This window comes from Streptomyces sp. NPDC102402 (assembly GCF_044765765.1).
Taxonomy (GTDB): Bacteria; Actinomycetota; Actinomycetes; order Streptomycetales; family Streptomycetaceae; genus Streptomyces.
Genome location: NZ_JBIWKR010000005.1, coordinates 37,302 through 58,223 on the forward strand (window position 1 = coordinate 37,302; position 20,922 = coordinate 58,223).

At 70.5% G+C, this 20,922-nt stretch carries 20 protein-coding genes; 5 read left to right on the plus strand and 15 right to left on the minus strand.

The window, feature by feature from the left end; genetic code table 11:
• Nucleotides 1–184: 184 nt before the first annotated feature.
• The 9 genes from ACIRJR_RS16790 to ACIRJR_RS16830 all read right to left on the minus strand — a co-directional run bounded on the left by ACIRJR_RS16790 (nt 185) and on the right by ACIRJR_RS16830 (nt 11,039).
• Entirely contained in the window at nt 185–1,192 is a 1,008-nt protein-coding gene (locus tag ACIRJR_RS16790; RefSeq protein WP_403780462.1) for a LacI family DNA-binding transcriptional regulator, read from the minus strand.
• Between the two features lie 229 nt (nt 1,193–1,421).
• Nucleotides 1,422–2,507 (minus strand): pectinesterase family protein, encoded by a 1,086-nt coding sequence (locus ACIRJR_RS16795; protein ID WP_403780465.1) that lies wholly within the window; start codon nt 2,505–2,507, stop codon nt 1,422–1,424.
• Nucleotides 2,508–2,703: 196 nt separating this feature from the next.
• Complete coding sequence (locus ACIRJR_RS16800; protein WP_403781903.1) at nt 2,704–3,945, minus strand: PP2C family protein-serine/threonine phosphatase; 1,242 nt, start codon at nt 3,943–3,945, stop codon at nt 2,704–2,706.
• A gap of 41 nt (nt 3,946–3,986) precedes the next feature.
• Nucleotides 3,987–4,787 (minus strand): alpha/beta fold hydrolase, encoded by an 801-nt coding sequence (locus tag ACIRJR_RS16805; protein WP_403780467.1) that lies wholly within the window; start codon nt 4,785–4,787, stop codon nt 3,987–3,989.
• 301 nt (nt 4,788–5,088) lie between these two features.
• Nucleotides 5,089–6,543 (minus strand): family 43 glycosylhydrolase, encoded by a 1,455-nt coding sequence (locus ACIRJR_RS16810; RefSeq protein WP_403780470.1) that lies wholly within the window; start codon nt 6,541–6,543, stop codon nt 5,089–5,091.
• Nucleotides 6,525–7,445 (minus strand): arabinan endo-1,5-alpha-L-arabinosidase, encoded by a 921-nt coding sequence (locus tag ACIRJR_RS16815; protein WP_403781906.1) that lies wholly within the window; start codon nt 7,443–7,445, stop codon nt 6,525–6,527. The genes ACIRJR_RS16810 and ACIRJR_RS16815 overlap by 19 nt, the downstream gene beginning before the upstream one ends.
• 254 nt (nt 7,446–7,699) lie before the next feature.
• Nucleotides 7,700–8,887 carry a cytochrome P450 gene (locus ACIRJR_RS16820; RefSeq protein WP_403781910.1) on the minus strand — a complete coding sequence of 396 codons (1,188 nt, stop codon included), beginning with the start codon at nt 8,885–8,887 and terminating at the stop codon, nt 7,700–7,702.
• Between the two features lie 32 nt (nt 8,888–8,919).
• Nucleotides 8,920–10,209: a cytochrome P450 gene (locus ACIRJR_RS16825; RefSeq protein ID WP_403780473.1), complete on the minus strand. Its 1,290-nt coding sequence runs from the start codon at nt 10,207–10,209 to the stop codon at nt 8,920–8,922.
• 203 nt (nt 10,210–10,412) lie between these two features.
• Nucleotides 10,413–11,039 (minus strand): proteophosphoglycan 5, encoded by a 627-nt coding sequence (locus ACIRJR_RS16830; RefSeq protein WP_403780476.1) that lies wholly within the window; start codon nt 11,037–11,039, stop codon nt 10,413–10,415.
• A 146-nt stretch (nt 11,040–11,185) separates the two neighbouring features.
• Here ACIRJR_RS16830 and ACIRJR_RS16835 point away from each other — a divergent pair, with 146 nt between their 5' ends.
• From ACIRJR_RS16835 to ACIRJR_RS16845, 3 genes are all read left to right on the plus strand, one after another.
• On the plus strand, nt 11,186–11,455 hold the full coding sequence (locus tag ACIRJR_RS16835; RefSeq protein ID WP_403780479.1) for a hypothetical protein: 270 nt from the start codon (nt 11,186–11,188) through the stop codon (nt 11,453–11,455).
• Between the two features lie 157 nt (nt 11,456–11,612).
• Nucleotides 11,613–12,512: a hypothetical protein gene (locus tag ACIRJR_RS16840; protein WP_403780482.1), complete on the plus strand. Its 900-nt coding sequence runs from the start codon at nt 11,613–11,615 to the stop codon at nt 12,510–12,512.
• A gap of 332 nt (nt 12,513–12,844) precedes the next feature.
• Nucleotides 12,845–13,846, plus strand: a complete 1,002-nt coding sequence (locus ACIRJR_RS16845) for an SGNH/GDSL hydrolase family protein (protein WP_403780485.1) — start codon at nt 12,845–12,847, stop codon at nt 13,844–13,846.
• Between the two features lie 376 nt (nt 13,847–14,222).
• On the opposite strand, the gene ACIRJR_RS16850 is transcribed toward ACIRJR_RS16845, so the two are convergent.
• The 5 genes from ACIRJR_RS16850 to ACIRJR_RS16870 form a co-directional block, all read right to left on the minus strand.
• Nucleotides 14,223–15,347: a lytic polysaccharide monooxygenase gene (locus ACIRJR_RS16850; RefSeq protein ID WP_403780488.1), complete on the minus strand. Its 1,125-nt coding sequence runs from the start codon at nt 15,345–15,347 to the stop codon at nt 14,223–14,225.
• Nucleotides 15,348–15,592: 245 nt separating this feature from the next.
• A complete protein-coding gene (locus tag ACIRJR_RS16855) occupies nt 15,593–16,726 on the minus strand; it encodes a cellulose binding domain-containing protein (RefSeq protein ID WP_403780491.1) in 1,134 nt (377 codons plus the stop codon).
• A gap of 611 nt (nt 16,727–17,337) precedes the next feature.
• Nucleotides 17,338–18,120, minus strand: a complete 783-nt coding sequence (locus ACIRJR_RS16860; protein WP_403780494.1) for a maleylpyruvate isomerase family mycothiol-dependent enzyme — start codon at nt 18,118–18,120, stop codon at nt 17,338–17,340.
• A gap of 131 nt (nt 18,121–18,251) precedes the next feature.
• On the minus strand, nt 18,252–18,932 hold the full coding sequence (locus tag ACIRJR_RS16865) for a class I SAM-dependent methyltransferase (RefSeq protein ID WP_403780496.1): 681 nt from the start codon (nt 18,930–18,932) through the stop codon (nt 18,252–18,254).
• Nucleotides 18,929–19,318, minus strand: a complete 390-nt coding sequence (locus ACIRJR_RS16870; protein ID WP_403780499.1) for a hypothetical protein — start codon at nt 19,316–19,318, stop codon at nt 18,929–18,931. The genes ACIRJR_RS16865 and ACIRJR_RS16870 overlap by 4 nt, the downstream gene beginning before the upstream one ends.
• Before the next feature lie 76 nt (nt 19,319–19,394).
• On the opposite strand from ACIRJR_RS16870, the gene ACIRJR_RS16875 reads away from it, so the two are divergent.
• Both ACIRJR_RS16875 and ACIRJR_RS16880 read left to right on the plus strand, forming a co-directional pair.
• On the plus strand, nt 19,395–19,796 hold the full coding sequence (locus tag ACIRJR_RS16875) for a helix-turn-helix domain-containing protein (RefSeq protein ID WP_403780502.1): 402 nt from the start codon (nt 19,395–19,397) through the stop codon (nt 19,794–19,796).
• Between the two features lie 82 nt (nt 19,797–19,878).
• The gene (locus tag ACIRJR_RS16880) at nt 19,879–20,289 is read left to right on the plus strand and encodes a VOC family protein (RefSeq protein ID WP_403780505.1); all 411 of its coding nucleotides are present in this window, start codon (nt 19,879–19,881) and stop codon (nt 20,287–20,289) included.
• Between the two features lie 105 nt (nt 20,290–20,394).
• Here ACIRJR_RS16880 and ACIRJR_RS16885 read toward each other — a convergent pair whose 3' ends face one another.
• Nucleotides 20,395–20,856, minus strand: coding sequence for a pyridoxamine 5'-phosphate oxidase family protein (locus ACIRJR_RS16885; RefSeq protein WP_403780508.1), 462 nt, complete (start codon nt 20,854–20,856; stop codon nt 20,395–20,397).
• Nucleotides 20,857–20,922 lie beyond the last annotated feature (66 nt).

Here is a 20,922-nt window from a genome sequence, read left to right on the forward strand (position 1 = left end):
GGGGGCCGGGGGGCGGGCGCGGGGCGGGCGCGCCGGCGCGGGGGGGGGCGCGGGGCCGCGGCGGCCCCCCGCGGCGCCGCCGCCGCCCCCCCCCCCCCCCCCCCCCCCCCCCCCCCCCCCCCCCCACGCCGCCGTCCCACGACGGCCGGAACCCACTCCCCCCGCACGAGCCGGACCGCGCGGCTCACACCGGAGCCGGCCCCGTGCTCGCACGCACCGTCAGAACCGGCCTCAGAAGCTCCACCTCGTCCGTGCCACGCCCGGCGAGTTTCGCGACCACCTGCTCCACCGCACGCCGCCCCATCTCCTGCGCCGGAATGGCCACGAAGGTGAGCCGCACCGAGGCCTGCGTGGCCACCTGTTCGGGGCAGACGGCCACGACGGACACGTCCTCCGGCACGGCGCGCCCCTGTTGCTGGAGCAGATTGAGCAGCGGCTCGACGGCGGCCTCGTTCTGGACGATGAACCCGGTCGTGCCCGGCCGTTCGTCGAAGATACGGCCCAGGGTTCCGGCCATCGCGGCGTACCCGCCCTCGCAGGGCCGGTGCAGGATCCGCATCTCCGACTCCTGCGCCGCCGCGCGTATACCGTCCACGGTCCGTTCGGCGAATCCGGTGTGCCGTTCGTAGACGGCGGGGGCTTCGCCGATCACCGCCACCTCGCGGTGCCCGAGGCCGGCGAGGTGATCCACGCAGAGTGCCCCGGTGGCCTCGAAGTCGAGGTCCACACACGTCACCCCGGAGGTGTCGGCGGGCAGGCCGATGAGGACGGCGGTCCGGCCGGAGTCGCGGAGCAACGGGAGCCGTTCGTCATGGAGTTCGACGTCCATGAGGATCATCGCGTCCGCCAGTGAGCTCCCCGCGATCCGGCGGACGGCCGCCGGGCCCTCCTCGCCGGTGAGCAGCAGGACGTCGTAGCCGTGCGTGCGGGCGCTCGTGGCGACGGCGATCGCGATCTCCATCATCACCGGCACGTACATGTCCGTGCGCAACGGCACCATGAGCGCGATGATGTTGGACCTGCTGCTGGCCAGGGCGCGCGCACCGGCGTTGGGGTGGTAGCCGAGTTGCTGGATACTGTGCTCCACGCGTTCCCGGGTGGAGGCCGAGATCGACCGCTTGCCGCTGAGGACGTAGCTCACCGTGCTCGCGGAGACTCCGGCGTGCTGGGCGACCTCGGCAAGCGTGACCATTCGGCTTCTCCCCTACAGATGGTGACCGCAAGGGAGAGCGGGTGAAGCGCTTCGACGGCGCCCTGCTGTGCTCCCCATCGCACTCTGACATGCACAGACACCGAGGAGCCTAGACTCGCTCACAGGTAGTGTCCAGGAGTTGAGTCGAAGCGCTTCGATCCGCTGTTCCCGAACAGGGCCCCTGCCTCTGCGGACACGCGTCGCCAGGGACCCTGCCGCTCACCGTGACTCAGGACGCCGACGGTGTCCAGCCTGCCAGCCAGTCGGCGGTCTCCTGACCCGCGGCCTGGGAGTCGGTGAGCTGCGGGCGGTTGCTCCCGGCCGTCCCCGACCCCGGTCCGGTGTTCTTGTACTCCGCGAAGCGGTCGTCCTTCCAGGAGAAGCCGCTCATGTCCGTCCAGGGGGCGGATTTGACCGCGGAGCTGAGCGTGGTGCCGCGGAAGGTGGCCATCGGGTCGAGCGAGGCGTCACCGCCCGCGTGCCAGGGCCGGCCGAGGTAGAAGGACGACGCCGAGACATCTCCGGCGACGGTCGACCGGGTGATCAGGAATCCCTTGCGGTCGGCCGCGGTGCTGGGCGCGGCGATGTAGCCGGCGCTGCTGCCGTCCCACCGCTTCTTCAGTGTGATCACCGACCTGTCGATCACCGCGGTGGCGCGACCGAAGATGAAGTCGACGTTGCCGACGACGTACGAGTCGGTCATGTAGACACGGCCGAGGGTCGCCTTGGAGGCGGTGTCGAGCAGCAGGGTGTCCTGGTCGCCGGTGACGATCACCGAGTCCAGGAAGACCTTGTCAGCGGCGGTGCGCAGGGCCACCGCCTGGAGGCCGCTCATGTTCTGGTTCGCGCCCTCGTCGAAGTCGTTGGAGATCGTGAGGTTGCGCGCCTGGAAGCCGTTGGCCTCGGCCGCGACCGTCGCGCTGCCACCGGTCCCGTAGGTTCCCGATCCGTCGGGCTTCTGGGTGCCGGAGGCGTTGTCGTACACGATGACGGTGTCGTTGCGGCTGGAGCCGCTGCCCTGGAGGGTGACGTTCTGCTTGGTGGAGGGGATCTTCACCAGCTCGCGGTAGGTCCCCGGCTTGATGGAGACCACGACCCGTGCGGTGTTGCCCGCGGGAACGGCGTCGACCGCCGCCTGGACGGTGGAGTACTGCCCGCTGCCGTCCTTGGCGACGGTGAGGGTGGTCGCCGCCTCCGCTCCGGACGCCGCCCCGGACGTCCAGACGGTGGTGACGGCCAGGAGCGCCGCCGCTCCTGCGGCGGCGGCCGTGCGCGGTCCGGGGTGGGGGGCGGTGCGTCGTCGGCTGACTGCCATGACCTGAATCCGTTCGTCGGGAATTCGTCGCGAATCCGTCGGGAAGAGGTGGGGTTCCGGGCAGTAGTCGCCGCGGCCGCCCCGAAGGTTGCCGGGCTCCGGTGCCATGACCGGAGATGCCGTGCACACCTCGCCCGGACATCGCACCGGGCCCGCTCGACGGAGCGCCGCGCCGGGGGCTGAAGACGGTTCCTGATCACTTCCGTCCGGCGCCGGTCTCCTCACCGTCCGGGTGCTCAGCGCGGGGCACGCCCATCGCCAGAAGCGCGGTGTCGTCGTCGAGCCCCTCGCCGAACGAGTCCAGCAACTCGGTGACTGACGCGACGACACCGGACGCGGAGGCGGGGGCCAGGCACCGCGCGAAGTCCAGGAGCGCCGCGTCGCCATAGCGCCCGCCGGCGTCCGGGGTGCGCGCTTCGGTCAGACCGTCGGTGTAGAGCAGCAGCGTGTCACGGGGACCGAGTTCCGCGGTGGCTGTGCTGAACTGCGCGTCGGGCACCACCCCGGCCAGCTGCCCTCCGGGCGTGGGCAGGTAGTCGGCGCTGCCGTCGGCGCGCAGCAGCAAGGCAGGGGGGTGGCCGCCGCCTGCCAGGACGACGTGGAATCCGGTGCCCTCCCCCTCGGATGTGAGCAGGCCGAAGATCACGGTGCAGAAGCGGGGTTCGTCTTCCTGGAACTCACGGTTGAGGGCCGTGTTGAGGTTGGCCAGCACCCTGGCCGGCACGGGATCGGACACCGCGGCGGCCCGCAGGGTGTACCGCGCCAGCGACGTCACCACGGCCGCGCTCGCGCCCTTGCCCCGCACGTCTCCCATGAAGAACCCCCAGCGCCCGGGGGCCAGCGGGAACAGGTCGTAGAAGTCCCCGCCCACCTCGTCGGGGGACGCGAAGTGGTAGCGCGCGGCGACGTCCAGGCCCGGAACGGGTTGGAGGGTCGGCGGGATCAGGGTGCGCTGCAAGGTCGCGGCAAGGCGCCGCAGGCGTTCGCGCTCGTGCTCGGCCTCCTGCCGCGCCCGCAGGAGTTCACGCTCGTAGGCACGCCTGTCCCGGGCGTCCAGGACGGTGGTGCGAATCAGCAGTGGGTTGCCGTCGCTGTCCTGTTTGACGGTGGAGGTGACCAGGACGGGCAGCCGGCCGCCGTCCGCCGCCTTGAGCTCGAGTGCGATGCCGCTGACCTCGCCCTGCATGTGCAAGAGCGGCGAGAGGTGTGTCTCGTGGTACAGCTTGCCGCCGATGGTCAGCAGGTCGGAGAACCGCTTGTGGCCGACCAGTTCCTCGCGCCGGTGCCCGAGCCACTTCAGCAGGGTCTCGTTGACCCTGGCGATCCGGCCGTCCATCAGAGTGGAGAGGTATCCGCACGGCGCGTTCTCGTACAGGTCCTCCGCGCTGTCCTCCAGCAGGGCGGAGAACGGCAGCTGCTCCTGGTCGCGGTCCCCCACGGCCCACGATTCGTCGGGCTCGTCGCCGCCCGGGGGCACCGTCACGGTCCCTGCACGAAGGCGGCGATCGCCTCGGCCGTCTGCTCCGGGGCGCTCAGCTGGGGGCAGTGGCCCGTCGAGTCCAGGGTGACCAGCTGACTGCCGGGGATCTGCGCGTGGACGAACGCGCCGACCCCGCGCGGTGCGAGCGTGTCCCTCGCGCTCTCGGCGACGAGGGTCGGGACGCTCACCTCGGCGAGATCCGCCCGGTTGTCGGACAGGAAGGTCACCCGGGCGAACACCCGGGCGATCTCCGGGTCCGTTCGGCAGAAGCTGTTCGTCAGCTCCTCGGCCAGCTCGGGACGGTCCGGATTGCCCATGATCACCGGGGCCATTGCCGCGGACCAGCCCAGGTAGTTGCTGTCCAGCGACTCGAGCAGTTCGTCGATGTCCTGCTCGCTGAATCCGCCCTTGTAGTCGCCGTCGTCGATGTAGGACGGCGACGGGGTGAGAAGGATCAGCCCGTCGAAGAGCTGGGGCTCCCGCACGGCGGCGAGGACGCCGATCATGGCGCTGACGGAATGCCCGACGAAGGTCACGGGTCCGAGGCCGAGCTCATGGCAGATCTCGATCACGTCCTGCGTGTAGCCGTCCAGGGTGGAGTACCGCTCGGGGCTCCAGGCGGACGCATCGGACCGTCCGGCCCCCACATGGTCGAAGAGGACCACCCGGAAGTGCTTCTCCAGCTCGGGCCGGACGAGGCGCCACAGATTCTGATCACATCCGAAGCCATGGGCGAGCATCACCACCGGGCCGCCCTCCCGGCCTGTCACGGATATCCGGTTCCTCTTCCGCACGTCCATGGTTACATCCTGACACCTCCGGCACGCGACGGCTCGGTCTGCCGTGACACCCCGCTCACCTGCGGCCATCACACTCGGCGACCGTCGATGTGCGGAACGCCGGTCCGCCGGGGGCCGTCCGCTCGCCGCCCTGCTCCCACGCGTCCAGGCGGTGATCAGGAGCACCGGCCGCCGCTCCTGTCCGGGCCGCGCCGCGCACCTGGCGCAGGACGCGGCCGGGCCGACCGGCTCTTTCCCGTGCGGCCCGTGGGCTGCGCCGGGACGTCCGGGGCCGGAAGGGTCTCGGACGTCCCGGGCACTCTCAGCCGACCGGGTTGAGCTTGAACTGCTGGCAGGTGTTGTTCAGCCAGGTCCACTGCCGTACGTCCGCACCGTCGGCCGTCGAGCAGTCCGCCACGTCGGCGACCTTTCCGGTGGCCTGGTTGACGATGCGCACCCAGCCTCCGGCGTCGGTGGTGACGAAGCGGAAGCGCTGGCAGGTGTTGTCGAGCCACGACCACTGGCGCAGGTTCGCGCCGTCGGCCGTCGAGCAGTCCGCGGTGTCGAGCACCTTGCCCGTCGCGGCGTTCACCAGTCGGCTCGTGTCGTCCCCCCGGTCCTCGACGCGCCACCGCTGCTTGGCACTGCCGTCGCACGTCCACTGCCGGACGTCCGCTCCGTCGGCGGTGGACGCGGCACTCACGTCGAGGCATTTCCCGGTGGCCCGGTTGACCACGGTGTAGGCGGTCGGGGTCGCCGCCGTCTCGCCGGAGGGCCCGGCCGACGTCGTACCGAGGGCGACGGGCGTCCCGAGGTTCGGGGTGCCGTCGGAGTTCCAGCCGAACTTCTGCGCCCGCGCCGTACGCCCGTTGTCGCAGCCGTCGGACGCGGAGTCGTTGGCATGGTAGACGATCCAGCTCTCCGTGCCGTCGGGCGAGGTGAAGAAGCCGTTGTGTCCCGGCCCGTAGACCCCGGCGGCGTCGTTCCGCTGGAAGACGGGGGTGGACTTCTTCGTCCACGAGGAGGCGGAGAGCGGGTCGGAACCGGTCAGCGTGAGCTGACCGAGCTTGTAGTCGGGGGTCCAGCAGCCGCTGGCGGAGTAGACGATGAACGTCTTCCCGCCCCGCTGGAGCACCTCGGCCCCCTCGTTGACCGTGCCTCCCGATCTCTCCCAGTCGTAGGTGGGCGTCGAGATCGTCGAGAACGATCCGCTGAGCGTGTACGGGTTGGACATCGGGGCGATGACGAGGTTCTGCGTGCCCCCGCCGCTCGCGCTGCCCAGCAGGTACATGGACCCGTTGACCGTGAGCACGCTCGGGTCCAGCATCCAGCCGCTGCCCAGCTGGTTCTTGTACGTGTAGGGCCCCATCGGGTCCGCCCCCGTGCTCTGCAGCACGTGCACGCGCTGGGTGGGGTTGTAGTCGGTGATGTTCTGGCCGGCCACGAAGTACAGGTACCAGCGGCCGCCCGAGTAGTGCAGTTCGGGCGCCCAGATGTTGCAGCAGCGCGAGGCGGCGTCGCCCTGCCAGACCTGGACGCTCGGCGCGGTGGCCAGCCCGGCCAGGGTGGGCGACTTCCGCATGGTGATGACGTCGGTCCAGCTCGTCGACACCAGGTAGTAGCTGCCGTCGTGGTACGAGATCCAGGGGTCGGCGCCCTTCTGCGCCTTCACGGGGTTGGTGTACGGGCGGCCTTCGGCGGCAGACGCCGATGTCGGCTGCCCCAGGGCGAGCGCCAGCAGGAGGGCGCTCAGGAGGGTCAGTAGGCGACGGGCCATCCGCTGCTCCAGTTCAGGAGGTTGACGCCGAGCTTCGGGGTGCCGTTGTCCTGGCCGTCGTAGTAGTGGTAGACGAGCAGGTCGCCGTCGGAGTCCGCCAGGATCGACTGGCCGCCGGGGCCGATGTAGCGGCCGTGCGACTCCATGACGGGCGTCCCGCCGTTGCTGCGCATGTCGACGCCATTCTTGTCCTTGTAGGGACCGGTGACACCGGTCGCCCTGCCGACCTTGATCTTGTACGTGGAGCTGGTGCCGGCGCAGCAGGTGTCGTACGAGGCGAACAGGTAGTAGTAGCCGTTGCGCTTCACGACGGAGGGAGCCTCGATGGCCTTGGTCCCGGTCGGCCGGGAGGCCAGGGAGCGGCGGGTGGTGTCACCGGCGTACTGCTTGCCGGTCGACGGGTCGATCCGGATCATCTTGATCCCGGTCCACCAGGAGCCGAAGGACAGCCACCACTTCCCGTCGTCGTCGACGAACAGGTTGGGGTCGATGGCGTTGTAGTCGCTCGACGAGCTGGAGGTGTAGACGATCCCGTAGTCGCTCCAACTGCCCGCCTGGCCGGTGGTGGAGGCCGCCAGGCCGATGGCCGACGTGTTGGAGCCGAACGATGAGACGGCGTAGTACATCAGGTACTTGCCGCCCCGGTAGGAGATGTCCGGGGCCCAGGGGTCGGACGCCGAGGAGTAGTTCTTCCACCAGCTCGGCTTGGTGGTGAAGGCGTTCCCGGAGCGGCCGAAGGCGGTGCGGTCGGTGGAGGTGCGGAGCTGGAGGCCTTCACCGGTCGAGTAGAGCAGGTACTGACCGGACGAGCTGCGGACCATGCTGGGGTCGTGGACGACGACGTCACCGTTGACGACGCCCGGGTTGGGGTAGGCGGACGCGCTGCCCGGCACGAGTGCCATCAGGAACGCGGCGGGGAGGACGGCGAGGGTTCTCCTCAGAGTGCGGCTCACGAGGGACCTCCTTGTGGGTCGGGGGTGGGGAGTTCACCCCGCTGTCGCCGCCGGAACCCGTATGGGTTGCCGTGCCCACCTCAAATTCTCCGAAGAACCGGACGGCGTTCGAAACCCCGGACAGCCGCCCGTGATGCGGAGCCGGCGCGGACCGGAGACCGCACTCCGGTCCGCGCCTCGCCCCTCCCTGCGGCGCGCGGCCCTCAGCCGTTGAGCAGAACGGGGAAGGCCTCCATGTCGTTCTGCGTCATCACGGGGAGCTTGCGTATCTCGTCGTCGCCGATCGCGAGCCTCAGGTCAGGGAAGCGCCCGAACAGCGCGGGCAGCGCGATGCCCGCCTCCACCCGGGACAGTGCGGCGCCGGGGCAGATGTGGGGCCCGTGGCCGAAGGTCATGTGCCGGATCGGCGTCGGGCGGGTGATGTCGAAGGCCTCGGCTCCGTCGCCGTGCTGGACGGCGTCGCGGCCGATGGCCCGGTAGGAGATCACCACGCCCTCCCCCTTGGCTATCACCTGGTCGCCGACCTGGATGTCCTCGGTGGCGAACCGCATCAGCAGGTGCGTGGTGGGCGTGTCCCAGCGCAGCGTCTCCTCGACCACCGTGTCCCACGGGATCTCCCCGTCCAGCACCTTCCGGAGCTGGTCGGGGTGGGCGAGAAGGGCGCGTACGGCGTTGAGGATGAGCCCGATGGTGGTCTCGTGCCCGGCGGCGACCATGGCCTTGAGATTGCCGACGACCTCCTCCTCGGTGAGCGGCTTCCCGCCCTCCTCGGCGAGGATCAGCGCGCTGGTGAGGTCGTCGGTGGGGCGGGCGGTCTTCTCCCTCACCAGTTCGGCGTAGAAGACGTCGAGCTCGGCCAGCAGGGCCAGCCGGTCCTCCTGCGGGGTGAGCATCGAGAAGAAGGCCTTGTACTGCCGGGTCAGCATGGGGTGCAACGCCTCGTCCACCCCCATCAGGAGGCCGACCACCTTCATCGGGAGCGGCTGGGCGAACACGGCCTTGAGGTCGACCACCCCGTCTTCGCCCCGGGCGGCGAGCGCGTCCAGCAGCTCCTCGGTGAACTTCTCGATGGCCGGGCGGATCGCCTCCAGCCGACGGGGGGTGAGGGCCTGGGAGGTCTTCGCCCGCAGCCGGCGGTGCTCCTCACCGTCCACGGTGAACATGGAGCGCCCGGCGTCGATCATGCCGATCAGCGGCCAGGCATGGGTGACCTCGCCGCTCTGCCAGAGACCCCAGGCGTGCAGGTCCTTCACCAGGCGCGTGTCGACCAGGAGCCGGCGGGCCTCGGCATGGCTGGTGACGGTCCAGGCGGGGACCCCGAGCAGCTCGATGCGGGCGAGCGGGGTGGAGGCCCGCAGCCTTTCGGTCTCACCGTCGAGGTCCTGGACCATGGGGTCGATGACGACGGTCGCGTACGGGCAGTTCACAGCGGGTCTCCTGTCGTGTGTGCGGGAGCGAACCGGACGGGAAGCGCGTTCATCCCGCGCAGGAAGGCGGACGGCCGCCGGACCAGCTCCTCGGCGGGGACCGCGAGTTCGAGGTCGGGCAGCCGGTCGAGGATGACCTCGATGGCGGTCCGGGCGATGGTCTCCGCGATCTCCTGTGCCGGGAAGGGGCAGCGGTACTCCCCGTGACTGAACGCCAGATGCGATCCGTTGCCCGCGCGGTGCCCCGCGCCGGCCGATCCCAACTCCTGGCGTATCAGCGGGTCGGTGTTGGCCGCCCCCAGACCGAGCAGGAGCATGTCACCAGCGCGGATGGTCCGGCCGCCGAGCTGCGTGTCGCGGACCGCCCACCGCCCGGCGAGGATCTGGGTCGGGCTCTCCTCCCAGAGGACCTCGTTCATCGCGTCGCCGACGCTGCGGTGCCCTCCCGCGAGGGAGTCGGCGAACTGGTCCTCGGTGAGCATCAGCCGCAGGGAGTTGCTGATCCAGTCGGCGGTCGTGAGGTGCCCGGCGGCCGTGACGGCCATGAGATCGAGGGCGTACTCCTCGTCCGTGAAGGGCTCCGGGTCGGCGAGCATCCGGGAGGTGACGTCGTCGCCGGGTACGGCCCGTTTGGCCGCCACCAGCCGCTGCATGTGCTCACCGAAGCGGCCGTACGCCTCCTGGGCGCCGGGCCCGCCGTCGGCGAGGTCCTTCAGGACCCGGGCGATGTCCGCTCCCTCCTCGTCCGGGAAGCCGACGAGGCGGGCGAGGACGAGCACGGGCAGCGGTTCGGCGAACTCCACGACGAGGTCGGCGGTCCCCCGGGCACAGATGGCGTCGATGAGGCGGTCGGCCAGCTGTTCGCAGTGCTCCCGGATCTCGAAGGGGTCCGCGGCTTCGAGCGCGGGCACGACCATCTCGGAGTGCCGCCGGTGCTCGGCGCCCGCGGTGAAGTAGATGGAGGGCATGGGCCGTCCGACCATGGGGAGCAGCGGCCAGTCCTCCGGTATGTGCTCCCACTGGTTCCACAGGCCGACATCGCGGGGGAACAACTCCCCGTCGCTGGTGACCTGGTGGAGCTCGCGGTATCCGACGACCAGCCAGGCCGGGAAGCCGCCGGGGAGCTCCACGGGCACGACGGGCCCGTAGGAGTGACGCATGGACCGGTACACGGCCTGCGGCTCGGTGTGGAATTCGGGCCCGCTCAGCGGCACGGCGGCGGTCAGGACGTGCGCGGGACAGCCTCCTCCGGGTGCGGACGCTGCGGATAAGGAGGGGGTCGTCATCGTACGGACTCCTGGGAGACGGCTTCGCGCGTTGCGGCCATACGATCAACGCGCCCCCACTATAGGGAGGTTGCGTGAAGCTTTGGGCACCGATCGCCATGAGTTCCGGCGGCAGCGGTCACCGCCTCGCGGCCCGGGTCCAGGACACGCGGCGGCAGGCGTGCGGTGAGAGCCTCCGGACGCGGGGCTTCACCCCCACCGGTTCACCCTTCGAGAAACACGCGGGCCGCCTCCGCCCCTTCCCGCGCATCCCAGCCGGCCGGCACGACGGCTGCCACCAGGGCGGGGTCGACCGCGGCGTCAGCGGCGATCAGCGCGTCGATGCCGTCTTCGGACGTTTCGCGCGGCCCCGTGGCAGCCGGGTGCCGAGCGGCGGCCCGGACCGCTTCACGCGTCCGCCCGTCACTGAGCGCAGGGAGCCCCACGCTCGTGAACCCGTCATCGAGCCCGTACTCCGCGCGCTGCCAGGTGCTGCCGTCGAAGCCGTACACGAAGCCGAGGAAGAGCTCCGCGTCCCTGACCCGGCGGACGGGCGGCTCCCACCAGCCGGGCGCACCGGCCAGCAGGTCGGTCTCCTTCTCCTCGAAGAAGTCGGCGGCCTCGGCGTAGTACGTCTCCGAGTCGTTCCGGTCCTGCCCGAGCAGTACCGCCCTCCCCTCGTCGAGGCGGTGCAGGTCTGCCCAGCTGCCGTGTCCGTCGTCGTAGTGCCAGACCGGCCCGAGCGCCCGGCACCGCTCTCCGTGTCCTGAGGCAGCCCGCACGGCGGCCAGTGCCGCCCAGCGCCCTCGCAACGCTGTCGGGTCAGGAAGGTCCATCGGTACGAGGCCCACGGTCGGCTCCTCACGACGGTTGCCCGGTGGTCACCCCGTCTGGTGCCCGGAATCCGGCTTCCGCCACGCACAACGGTCCTCCCGGACGATGGAGTCGTCCGGCGAGCCGACGCCTCATCGCCCTCAAAGCGGGTACGGAGGTGAGCATGGCTCTCGTGAAACGTGTTGCTCTTGCTCCTCGCGCGGTGCGGCAGCTACGGCGCGTCCGCTCGGTGTACATGGTGGGGATACTGCTGTCCGCCCTCGGCCTGCTCTCCCTCGACGACTCGGCGGAGGGCGGAGTCCGGCGGATGGTGATCGCGGGCGTCCTCCTTCTGGTGTTCGCCGCGCTTCTCGCCCTGACCGCTGTGCAGCTGTGGCGGCACGGGCGGACCGAGCACTGCAGCACGGCGAAGAAGCTCTCACCGCTCGTCTGACATCCGCCCGCGGGACCGGCTACGTGGCGGGCCGGGTCCACCCCTCGTCGGGCCGCGCCTCGCCGTGCGATCAGGCGCGGCAGGCCGTGGCGTCCGCCGGCAGGGGCCTCGCCAACGGCCACGGCCTCCGCCGGCCATCGGTATACGCTGCCTGATCATGCGCGTATCAGCACGTAGAACGGCCGTAGGCGCCACCGCTCTCGCCACGGTCCTTCTGGCCGCGGTCACCGGTTGCTCCTCCGGCTCCGACGACGGCGGTTCACCCCTGCTCGCGGGGCTCGGAACACTGGCCGGCGACAGCAGCACGAAGCAGGTGACCTTCCTGGACGCCGCCGCCCTGCGGAAGGCCGGCAAGGGCGACTCGAAGCGGTTCACGTCCGTCGCGCAGCCGGGCAGCGCTCTGCTCAGTCCGTACGGGTCCCGCCTGTTGGGACGGGGCTTCAGGGTGACCCAGATCGACACCGCGGTCGACACGAGCGAGGCGGGCCGCTGGGAGGGCTCGTTCGACGCGTCGTCGATCACCAGGTCACTGAAGTCCGAGGGCTACACACGGACCGAGAGGGACGGCGCAGAGGTCTGGACCCACCCCGGGAAGACGGGCCCCTCGCTCCAGGTCTCCGAGGACGAGATCGCGTACTCCACCCGGGGCTCCGACCCGATGTCCGCCGTCGACCCGAAGGACGGCTCCTCCCTGGCCGACGACAAGGTGTTCCGGCGCGCGGCCGAGTGCCTGGGAGACGTGTACCGCGCGGACTTCAACCCGACGAGCTCCGGCAAACCCGTATCCATGGCCGCCTTGGGACAGCGGGCGTCCTCCGCCTCCGAGAACACGGAGGTGCTCTGCTTCGTGGTCAGGGACGACGCGACGGCCCAGGAGCTGAAGACGGAGCTGCGGGCAACGGTCAGCGACGAGGCACCGAAGTTCGACGGCACGAAGGTCACGGTAGAGAAGGGTGACCAGCCCGTGGTGCGCGCCGTGGTCCCGGACACGGCTGACCAGCGACCGGGCCGGCTGATCATCTCGGACATGGAGCTGTGGATGACCGCGGCCCGGTGACCACCGGACGGCCCGGTCTCATCGGTAGAGGTACGACAGGCTGCCCCCGCCCTCGCGCACCTGAGGGACTGGCGCACGACGGCCGAGCTCCGTTCCACAAGTCGCCCGTGTGCACTGTCCGTTGACACCTGTCCTCCCCTCAAAATCGGTTGACGTCCAGGGGTGGGATGCCGGACGTTCAGCCGTGACCCACCGAGGCGCCACAGGAACGGAGCGATGAGACGCAGATGGCTTTCAGGGTAGGGAACCCGAAATCAGGGCGCGGGAGGCGCCCGGCGGCGCCCAACGCAGCAGACGCGGCATCGTCGTACGAGCTGAGGCAACTGGGCCCCGTGCAGGGCGTATCGGAGCAGGCGCACATCGCAGGACGGGTCAAGGACCTGGGGAAGACGGTGCAGTTCAGCTGGCCCGGGGTGTACTTCGAGGGCCGCTTCCGCGGGACCGGCCTCGGAGTGGTGCTCGACTGCGCGGCCGCCGACTACGACGTCCAGGTCGACGGGGCCACAGTGGCCACCCTGGTCACACCCGGCGACACCACGCACTGGGTCAACGGCCTGCGGGACGGCGAGCACACGGTCCGGGTCGTCAAACGCAACGACACCCCGGGGGACACCAGCACGTTCGGAGGCTTCGTCGCCGCGCCCGGGGGCGCCGTACTGAGCAAGCCGGCGCCCCGGGACCGCCAGATCGAGTTCATCGGGGACTCCCTCACAGTGGGCTACGGCAATGTCTCGGGCTCCCGCGACTGCGATCCGGAGCAGCTCAAGCGGAACACCAACACCGACCTGAGCCACAGCGCCCTCACCGCCCGGCAGCTGGACGCCGATTACCAGATCAACGGCCTCTCCGGCCTCGGCATGGTGCGCAACGTCGCCGGCATCGTCCCGGACGTCACGTACCGGACCTACTACGACCGCGCCCTGTTGAACGTGGACGGCGACGTCTGGCAGAACCCGGGGACGTGGCGCCCCCAGATCGTGGTGGTCAACCTCGGCTCCAACGACTTCTCCGACCTCACCGCCGGTGAGCCGTGGACGCCCGACAGCCTCTCGGCCTCCTACCGCACCGCCTACGGCGAGTTCCTCCGGGAACTGCGGACGCGCTACGGTGCCGGCACCACCCTCGTGGCCATCGGCTTCGACAGGAACGCCGAGCATGTGCGGCAGGTGGTGGAGGCGCGTAACGACGCCGGAGACAGCGGGGTCCGCTACTGGTTCCTCGATCAGTCGGGCCTGGACTTCCTCGGATGCGACGGGCACACCTCGGCTCACGACGACCGGGTGATCGCCGACCGGCTCGCCCCGTTCCTCAGCAGCCTGCCGACGGGATGGTAGGGGGCATGGAGGAACATGACGACCCGTGAACCGGCGGGTCAGGGACCGCTGCCACCCGCCGTCCCCTCCGCCACCCCTGCACGTCACGACCGGGCCGCCATCGATGGGCAGTCGGGCGAACCGTCTCTCGGCCGGCCGGCTGCCGCCCACCCCACCGTCGCTACGAGCGCCGGGCCGAGCACTTCCCCGCCTTCGCCGGCCGAGCGGCACTCCTCATCCGGCACCGCCGACCGGCCACTGCGTTCAGGGCCTGAGCCGCTTCTGCCGCACGTCGCCGGCGGTAGCGGTGGTGTCGGTCGGCGGTGGCCTGTCAGCAGGGAAGCACGACAGCGCCGGCTCCCCGGGATGCGGGAGCCGGCGCTGCCTCTGCCGGCGGCTACGGGGTGACGCAGCCGATCGAGCCGACCGGGAGGTTGTTGCCGGTCGATGTCGCCGTGAATCCGAAGGTGACGCTGCCGTCCGGTGGGATGGACCGGTTGTAGTCGAGATTCCTGACCACGACCGTGCCGTCGGACCCAGCGGTCAGCGCGCCGTTCCACACGCTGCTGACCTTGGCTCCGACGCCGGGTGTCCACTTCACCGCCCAGCCGTCACGGGCCGTCGTGCCGTGGTTCATGACCTCGACGGACCCCTGGAATCCACCGCTCCAGTAGTTGGTCACGCGGTAGACGGCCATGCACCCGCTGTGCGGGTCGGTCGGCGTGGGGGTCGGGTCCGGGGTCGGCGTGGGGTCCGGCGTGGGCGTCGGGTCCGGGGTGGGCGTCGGGTCCGGGGTGCTGCCCGAGCCCCGGATGCCGGTGACCTCGCCGTTGCCGCCGTCGAAGACGACGTCGGAGCAGGAGAAGAAGTTCTCCTGGCTGTCCGAGCGCACCCACTGGATGAACATCACCGCGTCACCCGAGCGGCCCGAGGGCAGGTCCAGATCCCAGTAGTAGTGACCGCCGTCCGTGCCCGGGGAGCCCGTCTGGGGCGGGTTGGTGACGGTCTCGATCAGGTCCAGGTCGTCCCAGCCCAGCTCGGTGCTGGGCGAGTAACCGGGCTTGGACAGGTACACCCGGAAGGAGCCCGGGTGCGCGGCCCAGTTGCTGTGCTTGACCTGGATCGTCCGGCCGGCCGTCAGGTGCGTCCGGGGCCAGTCGGAGCGGGCGGCGTTGTATCCGGTGAAGTTGTACGGCGACCGGTCGCCGGCGCTGCACAGCTTTCCGTCCGGGACGTAACCGGCCCCCCGTCCACCCGCGTTGGAGTCGAGCACGGCGAACCAGTTGTACAGCGCCGTCGCGCCGCTCTCGCTGAGCGCGGCCTTGCATGCCGGGTTGGTCGGGTCCAGGGCGCCGGTGCTGGTCTTGGCGTCCAGCCAGCAGAGGTAGGTACGCGAGCCCGGAGTCATCGTCACGCCGTGAGCCTGCGCGTTGCCCTGGCCCAGCAGGGTCAGGGCGATTCCGCCGAGCAGGGTCGCGAACACCGCCGCCAGGGAAACAAGTTGTCTCTTGCGTCGAGCCATGGTGTCTCCTGTACCTGTGTGGGGACTTCTTCCGATTGCGCCTGTCTCCTGCTGTCACCGTCCGGTGAGGGGACCCTCGCCCCGCGGGGAAGGCGCCCGCCTTGATGGGCGAGGGATCTGGGGGTGCCGTGCGCGGACCGGGGGGTGGGCCCGGGGCGGCTCGGCGGCGAGGCGGGCGGGGAGAGCGTGGGCCGCCCCGCACTTGGGGGAAGGCGAGAGGGCGGGCCCTGGTCGTCCCGCCGGACTCAGGCGCAGCGGGCGCCGTTGAGGCTGAATCCGGACGGCTGCGAGAACGTACCGCTGTAGGTCCCCTGGAAACCGAACGTCTGGCCGGCCCCGGCCGCTATCCGGGCGCTGTGCGCGAGGCCGGTCGCCGTCACCGCTCCGGACGCCCCGCTGACGGTGGCGTTCCACGCGTTGGTGACGCGCTGCCCGGAAGGCAGGGTGAAGGACAGCTTCCAGGAGTCGACGGAAGCCGAACCGGTGTTGGCGACCGTGACGTCGGCGGTGAAGCCGCCGGTCCAGACGTTCGTCGCGTAGGTCACCTTGCAGGCCGTCACCGGGTCCCCGGGCCCACCCGGATCGCCGGTGCCCGGAGTCCCGAGGTTCACGGTCGAGGAGAAGGAGTTCACCGCGAGCCCGGCACCGTTCTGCCATGGCTCGAAGCCCGCCTGGACACTGGTGAGATACCAGTCGTTCTGCGCCATGCCGCGGGAGACGGTGTTCCGGACGAAGTCCATGACGTCGAAGCTCCAGCTGGCGACGGCCGACGGGGCGACGAAGGAGATGACGTCGTTGGCCCCGTTGCTGCCCGTCCACACCTGCCAGGTTCGCCCGCCCACGGAGGCGGTGCCGACCTGCGAGCCGATCGGCTGGATCGGACCGACCTTGTTGAACCAGATCATGATCTCGGTGCGGTTCACCCCGTCCTTCTTGGGCGTGGGGTCCAGCCAGATGTCGTACGACGCGTTGTACACGGCGTCGCCGACATAGCCGTAGGAGATGCTGCTGGGGGCACCGGCGATACCGCTGATCTGCGCCGGGAGGTTCGTCCCGGGCGAACAGTTGGTGTAGTGACAACCGTTGAAGACCGAGGGATAGGACTTCGGGGCGCCGTTCGTGGGGACGGAGCCGTCGGCCTGAGTCACCCTGAAGCCGCTGTCGGTAGCGGTGACGCACTGGGGGGCGCTGGTGCCCCAGCGGTTGTTCTGGACCACGTAGCGGCCCTGGATCGGCGTCGAACCGTACTGTTCGCAGATCAGGGTGTCCGCGTGGGCCGCCGGAGCAGCGGCCAGGACGGCCGCCACCGTGGCGAGAGCGAGGAGCAGCGCGCCGAGCAGGCTGCGCGAGGTTCTGGTTCCGTGCGGTGACGCTCGCATGGGGGGCCTCTCCAGGAGGGATGACCGGTGGGGCGATCAGGGAATCGGGAGCGCCCAGCCGTCCTGAGTTGGGAGCGCTCCCACCCGCTGGTTCTAGGGGACTGTAGGAGCGTCTACGTGTCCCTGACAACCCATCGGGACGGAATGCGGCAAACGGATTCCGAAGGGGCAGGTCAGGGGAAGGGGTTCAGCCGCGCGACTTTGGGAGCGCTCCCGAAGCGAGGCGCCCGGAGAGTTCCGGCGCCTCCGTGCCGGGCCGGTCCCGCCGGTCACCGGCCGGGTCCGCAGGATCACATGGCACCAAGGCGACCTCCGCCTGGTCCGCCTCCTCCAGCAGCAGCCGCACACGCAACCGCCCGCCGGAGAAACCGACGGGCCGTCACGAAAGATCCGGAGTCAGCCCGTGTTCGGAGAGTGCGTCGTCGCGGTCAGTGGTTCGGGGTACGGCCGTACTCGCCGACAGGCAGGTACGGTCCGATGAACTAACAGCCCGCATCGGATAGTTGTGCTCGCATCACGGAACACGGCCTCCCGGATCAGACCGTGCCGCGCGAGCAACTCCCATAATGATCACTGCGCACCCCAGGTGCGCGGTCCTACTCCAGGCAGTCCTACTGCATGTCCCACTCTTCCAGCAGGTCGAAGAGGTGCCGGTCGCCTTCGAGCTTCAGCGAGTCCAGCGGGATGCGACCGTAGAAGGCCAGGACCAGGTCGCTCGCCGTGCCCTGGACGGAGGCGTCGACCGACTCCGAGTCCCCGCCGGCGGCGGGGCCGGATCCGGACAGCCGGAAGGCCCGCGAACCACCGGCGGAGAGCGATTGGCGCCAGGAGCCGCCCTCGGTGACGTGATAGTCGACGACGGCGGGCTTGTGCGGCCACGCGACCGTCGTGGTGCAGCAGGTGAACACGAAGTCCTCGACACCATCAAGCGCCACCTCCTCCGGGAGCGGCTCCGGGGCGCCCACGGTGAGCTGGGCGTCATAGGTGTGCATCGCGATCTCCTGGAGCTGGTGCCGGGCGACGGCACCGCAGGTCCGCGGCGACTGCGACGAGCCCCACCACGTCCAGCAACCGCGCTCCGGGCCGGCCTCCCGCAACGCGTCCAGCATCTGCTGCGTCGACTCCGCCAGCCAGGCGAGCAGGGCCTCCCGCTCCGGCGGTACGGCCAGGCCCTCTCCCGCCGACTTGCCCGAGGCGTCGGGCCCAGCCGCGACCGTGGCGGCCCAGGCGCGACGCCCCCCGCCCAGGTGGTGCACCAGGTCGAGCAGCGTCCACTCGGGGCAGGTCGGCACCTGCACGTCGAGGCTGGGCGCGGAGGCGATCGCGGCCCGGAAGGCGGCCGACCGCTCGTCGATCAGGCGCAGCAGTTCAGGGAAGTCCAAGGTCTCGGTCACCCGGGCTTTCTATCACTGTGCGGCGGCGACGTAACAGCGATTTTCGCAGGTCGGCCTCCATCTTCGCGGCGCGATGATCTGGATCAAGGGCCTCACCGGAGCTGCCGCTTGATCACGACCCAATATCCGCCCTAGGGGCGCCGGGCCATCAGGTGGGCGTCGAGGAAGCCTCGCTCGGAGGCCGGGTCGTGGAGCAGCCGGGCGAACGGGACGAGCCCCGCTCCGGCCAGCAGCGCGGCCAACCGGTCCACCGGCCAGCTGTAGGCCGGCGTCACCTTGTGGTCGAAGCGGACCGGCTCCGGAGTGTCGGTCGCGAAGAACGAGACGAGGAGCAGGCCACCCGGTGCCAGGGCACGCACCTGCTCGGTGATCAGTGCCGGCAGTTCCTCGGGCGGGGTGTGGATCATCGAATAGTGGGCCAGCACGCCGCCGAGAGCACCGTCCTCGACCGGCAGGGACTCCATCCGCGCCTCGTCGAACCGAAGCGCGGGGTGGGCCTGCCGGGCATGGTCGACCATGCCCGGGGAGAGGTCCAGCCCGAAGGCGTCCAGCCCCAGTTCGTGCAGCATGGCCGTCAGATGTCCGGGCCCGCATCCGACGTCGGCCGTCAGCACGTTCCCCGTCCCGCGCACCAGTTCCGCGAAGGTGCCGATCATGGCCCGTGCGAACGGCTGTGTCTCCAGCCGGTCGGCGAACAGCGAGGCATACAGCTCGACGACCCCGTCGTAGGCCGCCCTGGTCTCGTCCTGGTGCTCCGCCCCGGGAGAGACGTCACGGCGCCTCGCATTGCTCCCACTCCGTGCCGGACTCACATGCCACCCGCTTCGGCCGCGGGATCCGCGTCGCGCACGCCGGGAAGGGCGTAACCGTGGGTCCCATGGGTCCCGTCCCGCGGAACGTCGAGGTCGTCCACGTCCACACGCCACTCCGCTCCTGACAAGGCACGGCGCGACTCGCCCACGGAGCCCGGTTCGTGGTCCAGCACCGGCAGGAGACGGCCTGGGGCGGACGGCGTCTTCGTGGAACCTGCCAGCACCTCGGCGGGCTCGCCGTCGTGGCTCTCGCAGAGGTACGGGCTCCCCTCATCCTGATTCGGGAAGGCCGGGCTGTGCGTGGCGACGACTCGCTCGACAGCGGCCGTCTCGGCAGCCGTCGGTGGCATCGTCCGGCGCACGCCGCTGTCGAGGGAGACACTCATGCCGCGAGTCTACGAAGGGGGTGTGACAGTGCCGCCGCACCGGCCCGGCCCGCCTGGCGGTGGACGCTGTGGTGGGATGGCCGGTGTGAGCCGCACCGTGGAAGAGAGCAACCGCCGCATGCTCCGGGCGCGGGACGCGATGGACCGTGCGTACGCGCAGCCACTGGACGTCCCGGCACTGGCCCGGATCGCCCACGTGTCCCCGGCCCACTTCGCCCGCACCTTCCGCTCCACCTTCGGCGAGACGCCGCACCGCTATCTGCAGCGCCGCCGCGTCGAGCGGGCGATGTTCCTCCTCCGGGAGAGCGACCGCAGCGTCACGGACATCTGTTACGAGGTCGGCTTCGGCAGCACCGGCACGTTCAGCCGCACGTTCCGCGACATCGTCGGCCTGTCGCCCAGGGCGTACCGCAAGGAATCGACGGCCGTGGACGTCCCCACCTGCTTCACGAAGGCGTGGACGCGGCCCAGCGCGTGATCCACCGGTACGCATCACCGTCCGCTCCCACTGAGCAGTTCTGGATAAGTCTTCGCCGGTCCGGCCGACTAGCGTGAAGTACATGTTCACAGCAATCACGCACTCGCAGATGTACGTCCTCGACCAGGACGAGGCCCTCGACTTCTACGTCGGCAAGCTCGGCCTGGAGGTCAACGCCGACGTCGACATGGGCTTCATGCGCTGGCTCACCGTCAACGTCCCCGGTCACCCCGACCGCCAGGTCCTGCTGGAGAAGCCAGGCCCTCCCTCGCTGTCCGAGGAGACGGCCGAGCAGGTCCGCGACCTGGTGACCAAGGGCGCGATGGGCGCCGCACTGATCCTCACCACGGACGACTGCCGCAAGACGTACGAAGCACTGAAGGCCCTGGGCGTGGAGTTCACGGATGAACCGACGGAGCGCCCGTACGGCATCGACTGCGGCCTGCGCGACCCGTTCGGCAACCACATCCGCTTCACCCAGCTGAAGGGCTGAGGCGCCGAGGGGGCAGTCCGCCAGCACGGTGCGTTCGTCCGGGAAGCCCCCCGGCGGCGGGTGAACTCGCCCAAGGCCAGGGGCGCTTCGAGGCACCCGCGGCCGTCATTCCAGCCACGTCCCGTCGCGCATGACGACCCTCCCGCGCAGTTCCGGTTCGCCCCGCCACGCACGTACCGTCCTCGGGACCACGCGTACGTAGAGAAAGGGGCCGTCCTCCACGCGTGGATCCCACCCGAACTTGTCGGTGAACGCCTCCGCCGCGTCCTGGGGCACCTCCTGGTCCGAGAAGCACTCCGCATCGCCCTGGAGGAGCACCACGTCATGAGTGTCCGGCAGTGACAGGCGCACACGCGGCTCCGCGCGGACGTTTCGCGCGGTCACGGACGTGGCGCCGGTGCACATCCACACCGCTCGCCCGTCCCACCGGAACCACAACGGCACCTGGTGCGGTCCGTGATCGGGGTGAGCCGTCGACACCCATACGTCCCGCTCGGCGACGAGCCGCTCCAGAGCGTCGTGTACGCGCTCCGCCGTCCGGCGACGGCCGGTTCCTGTGGTCTCCATGAGGACCGACCCTAGCCAGGCGGGCGCGGGAGGCGCCTGAGGCGCAGGACCTACTCCCACCGACCG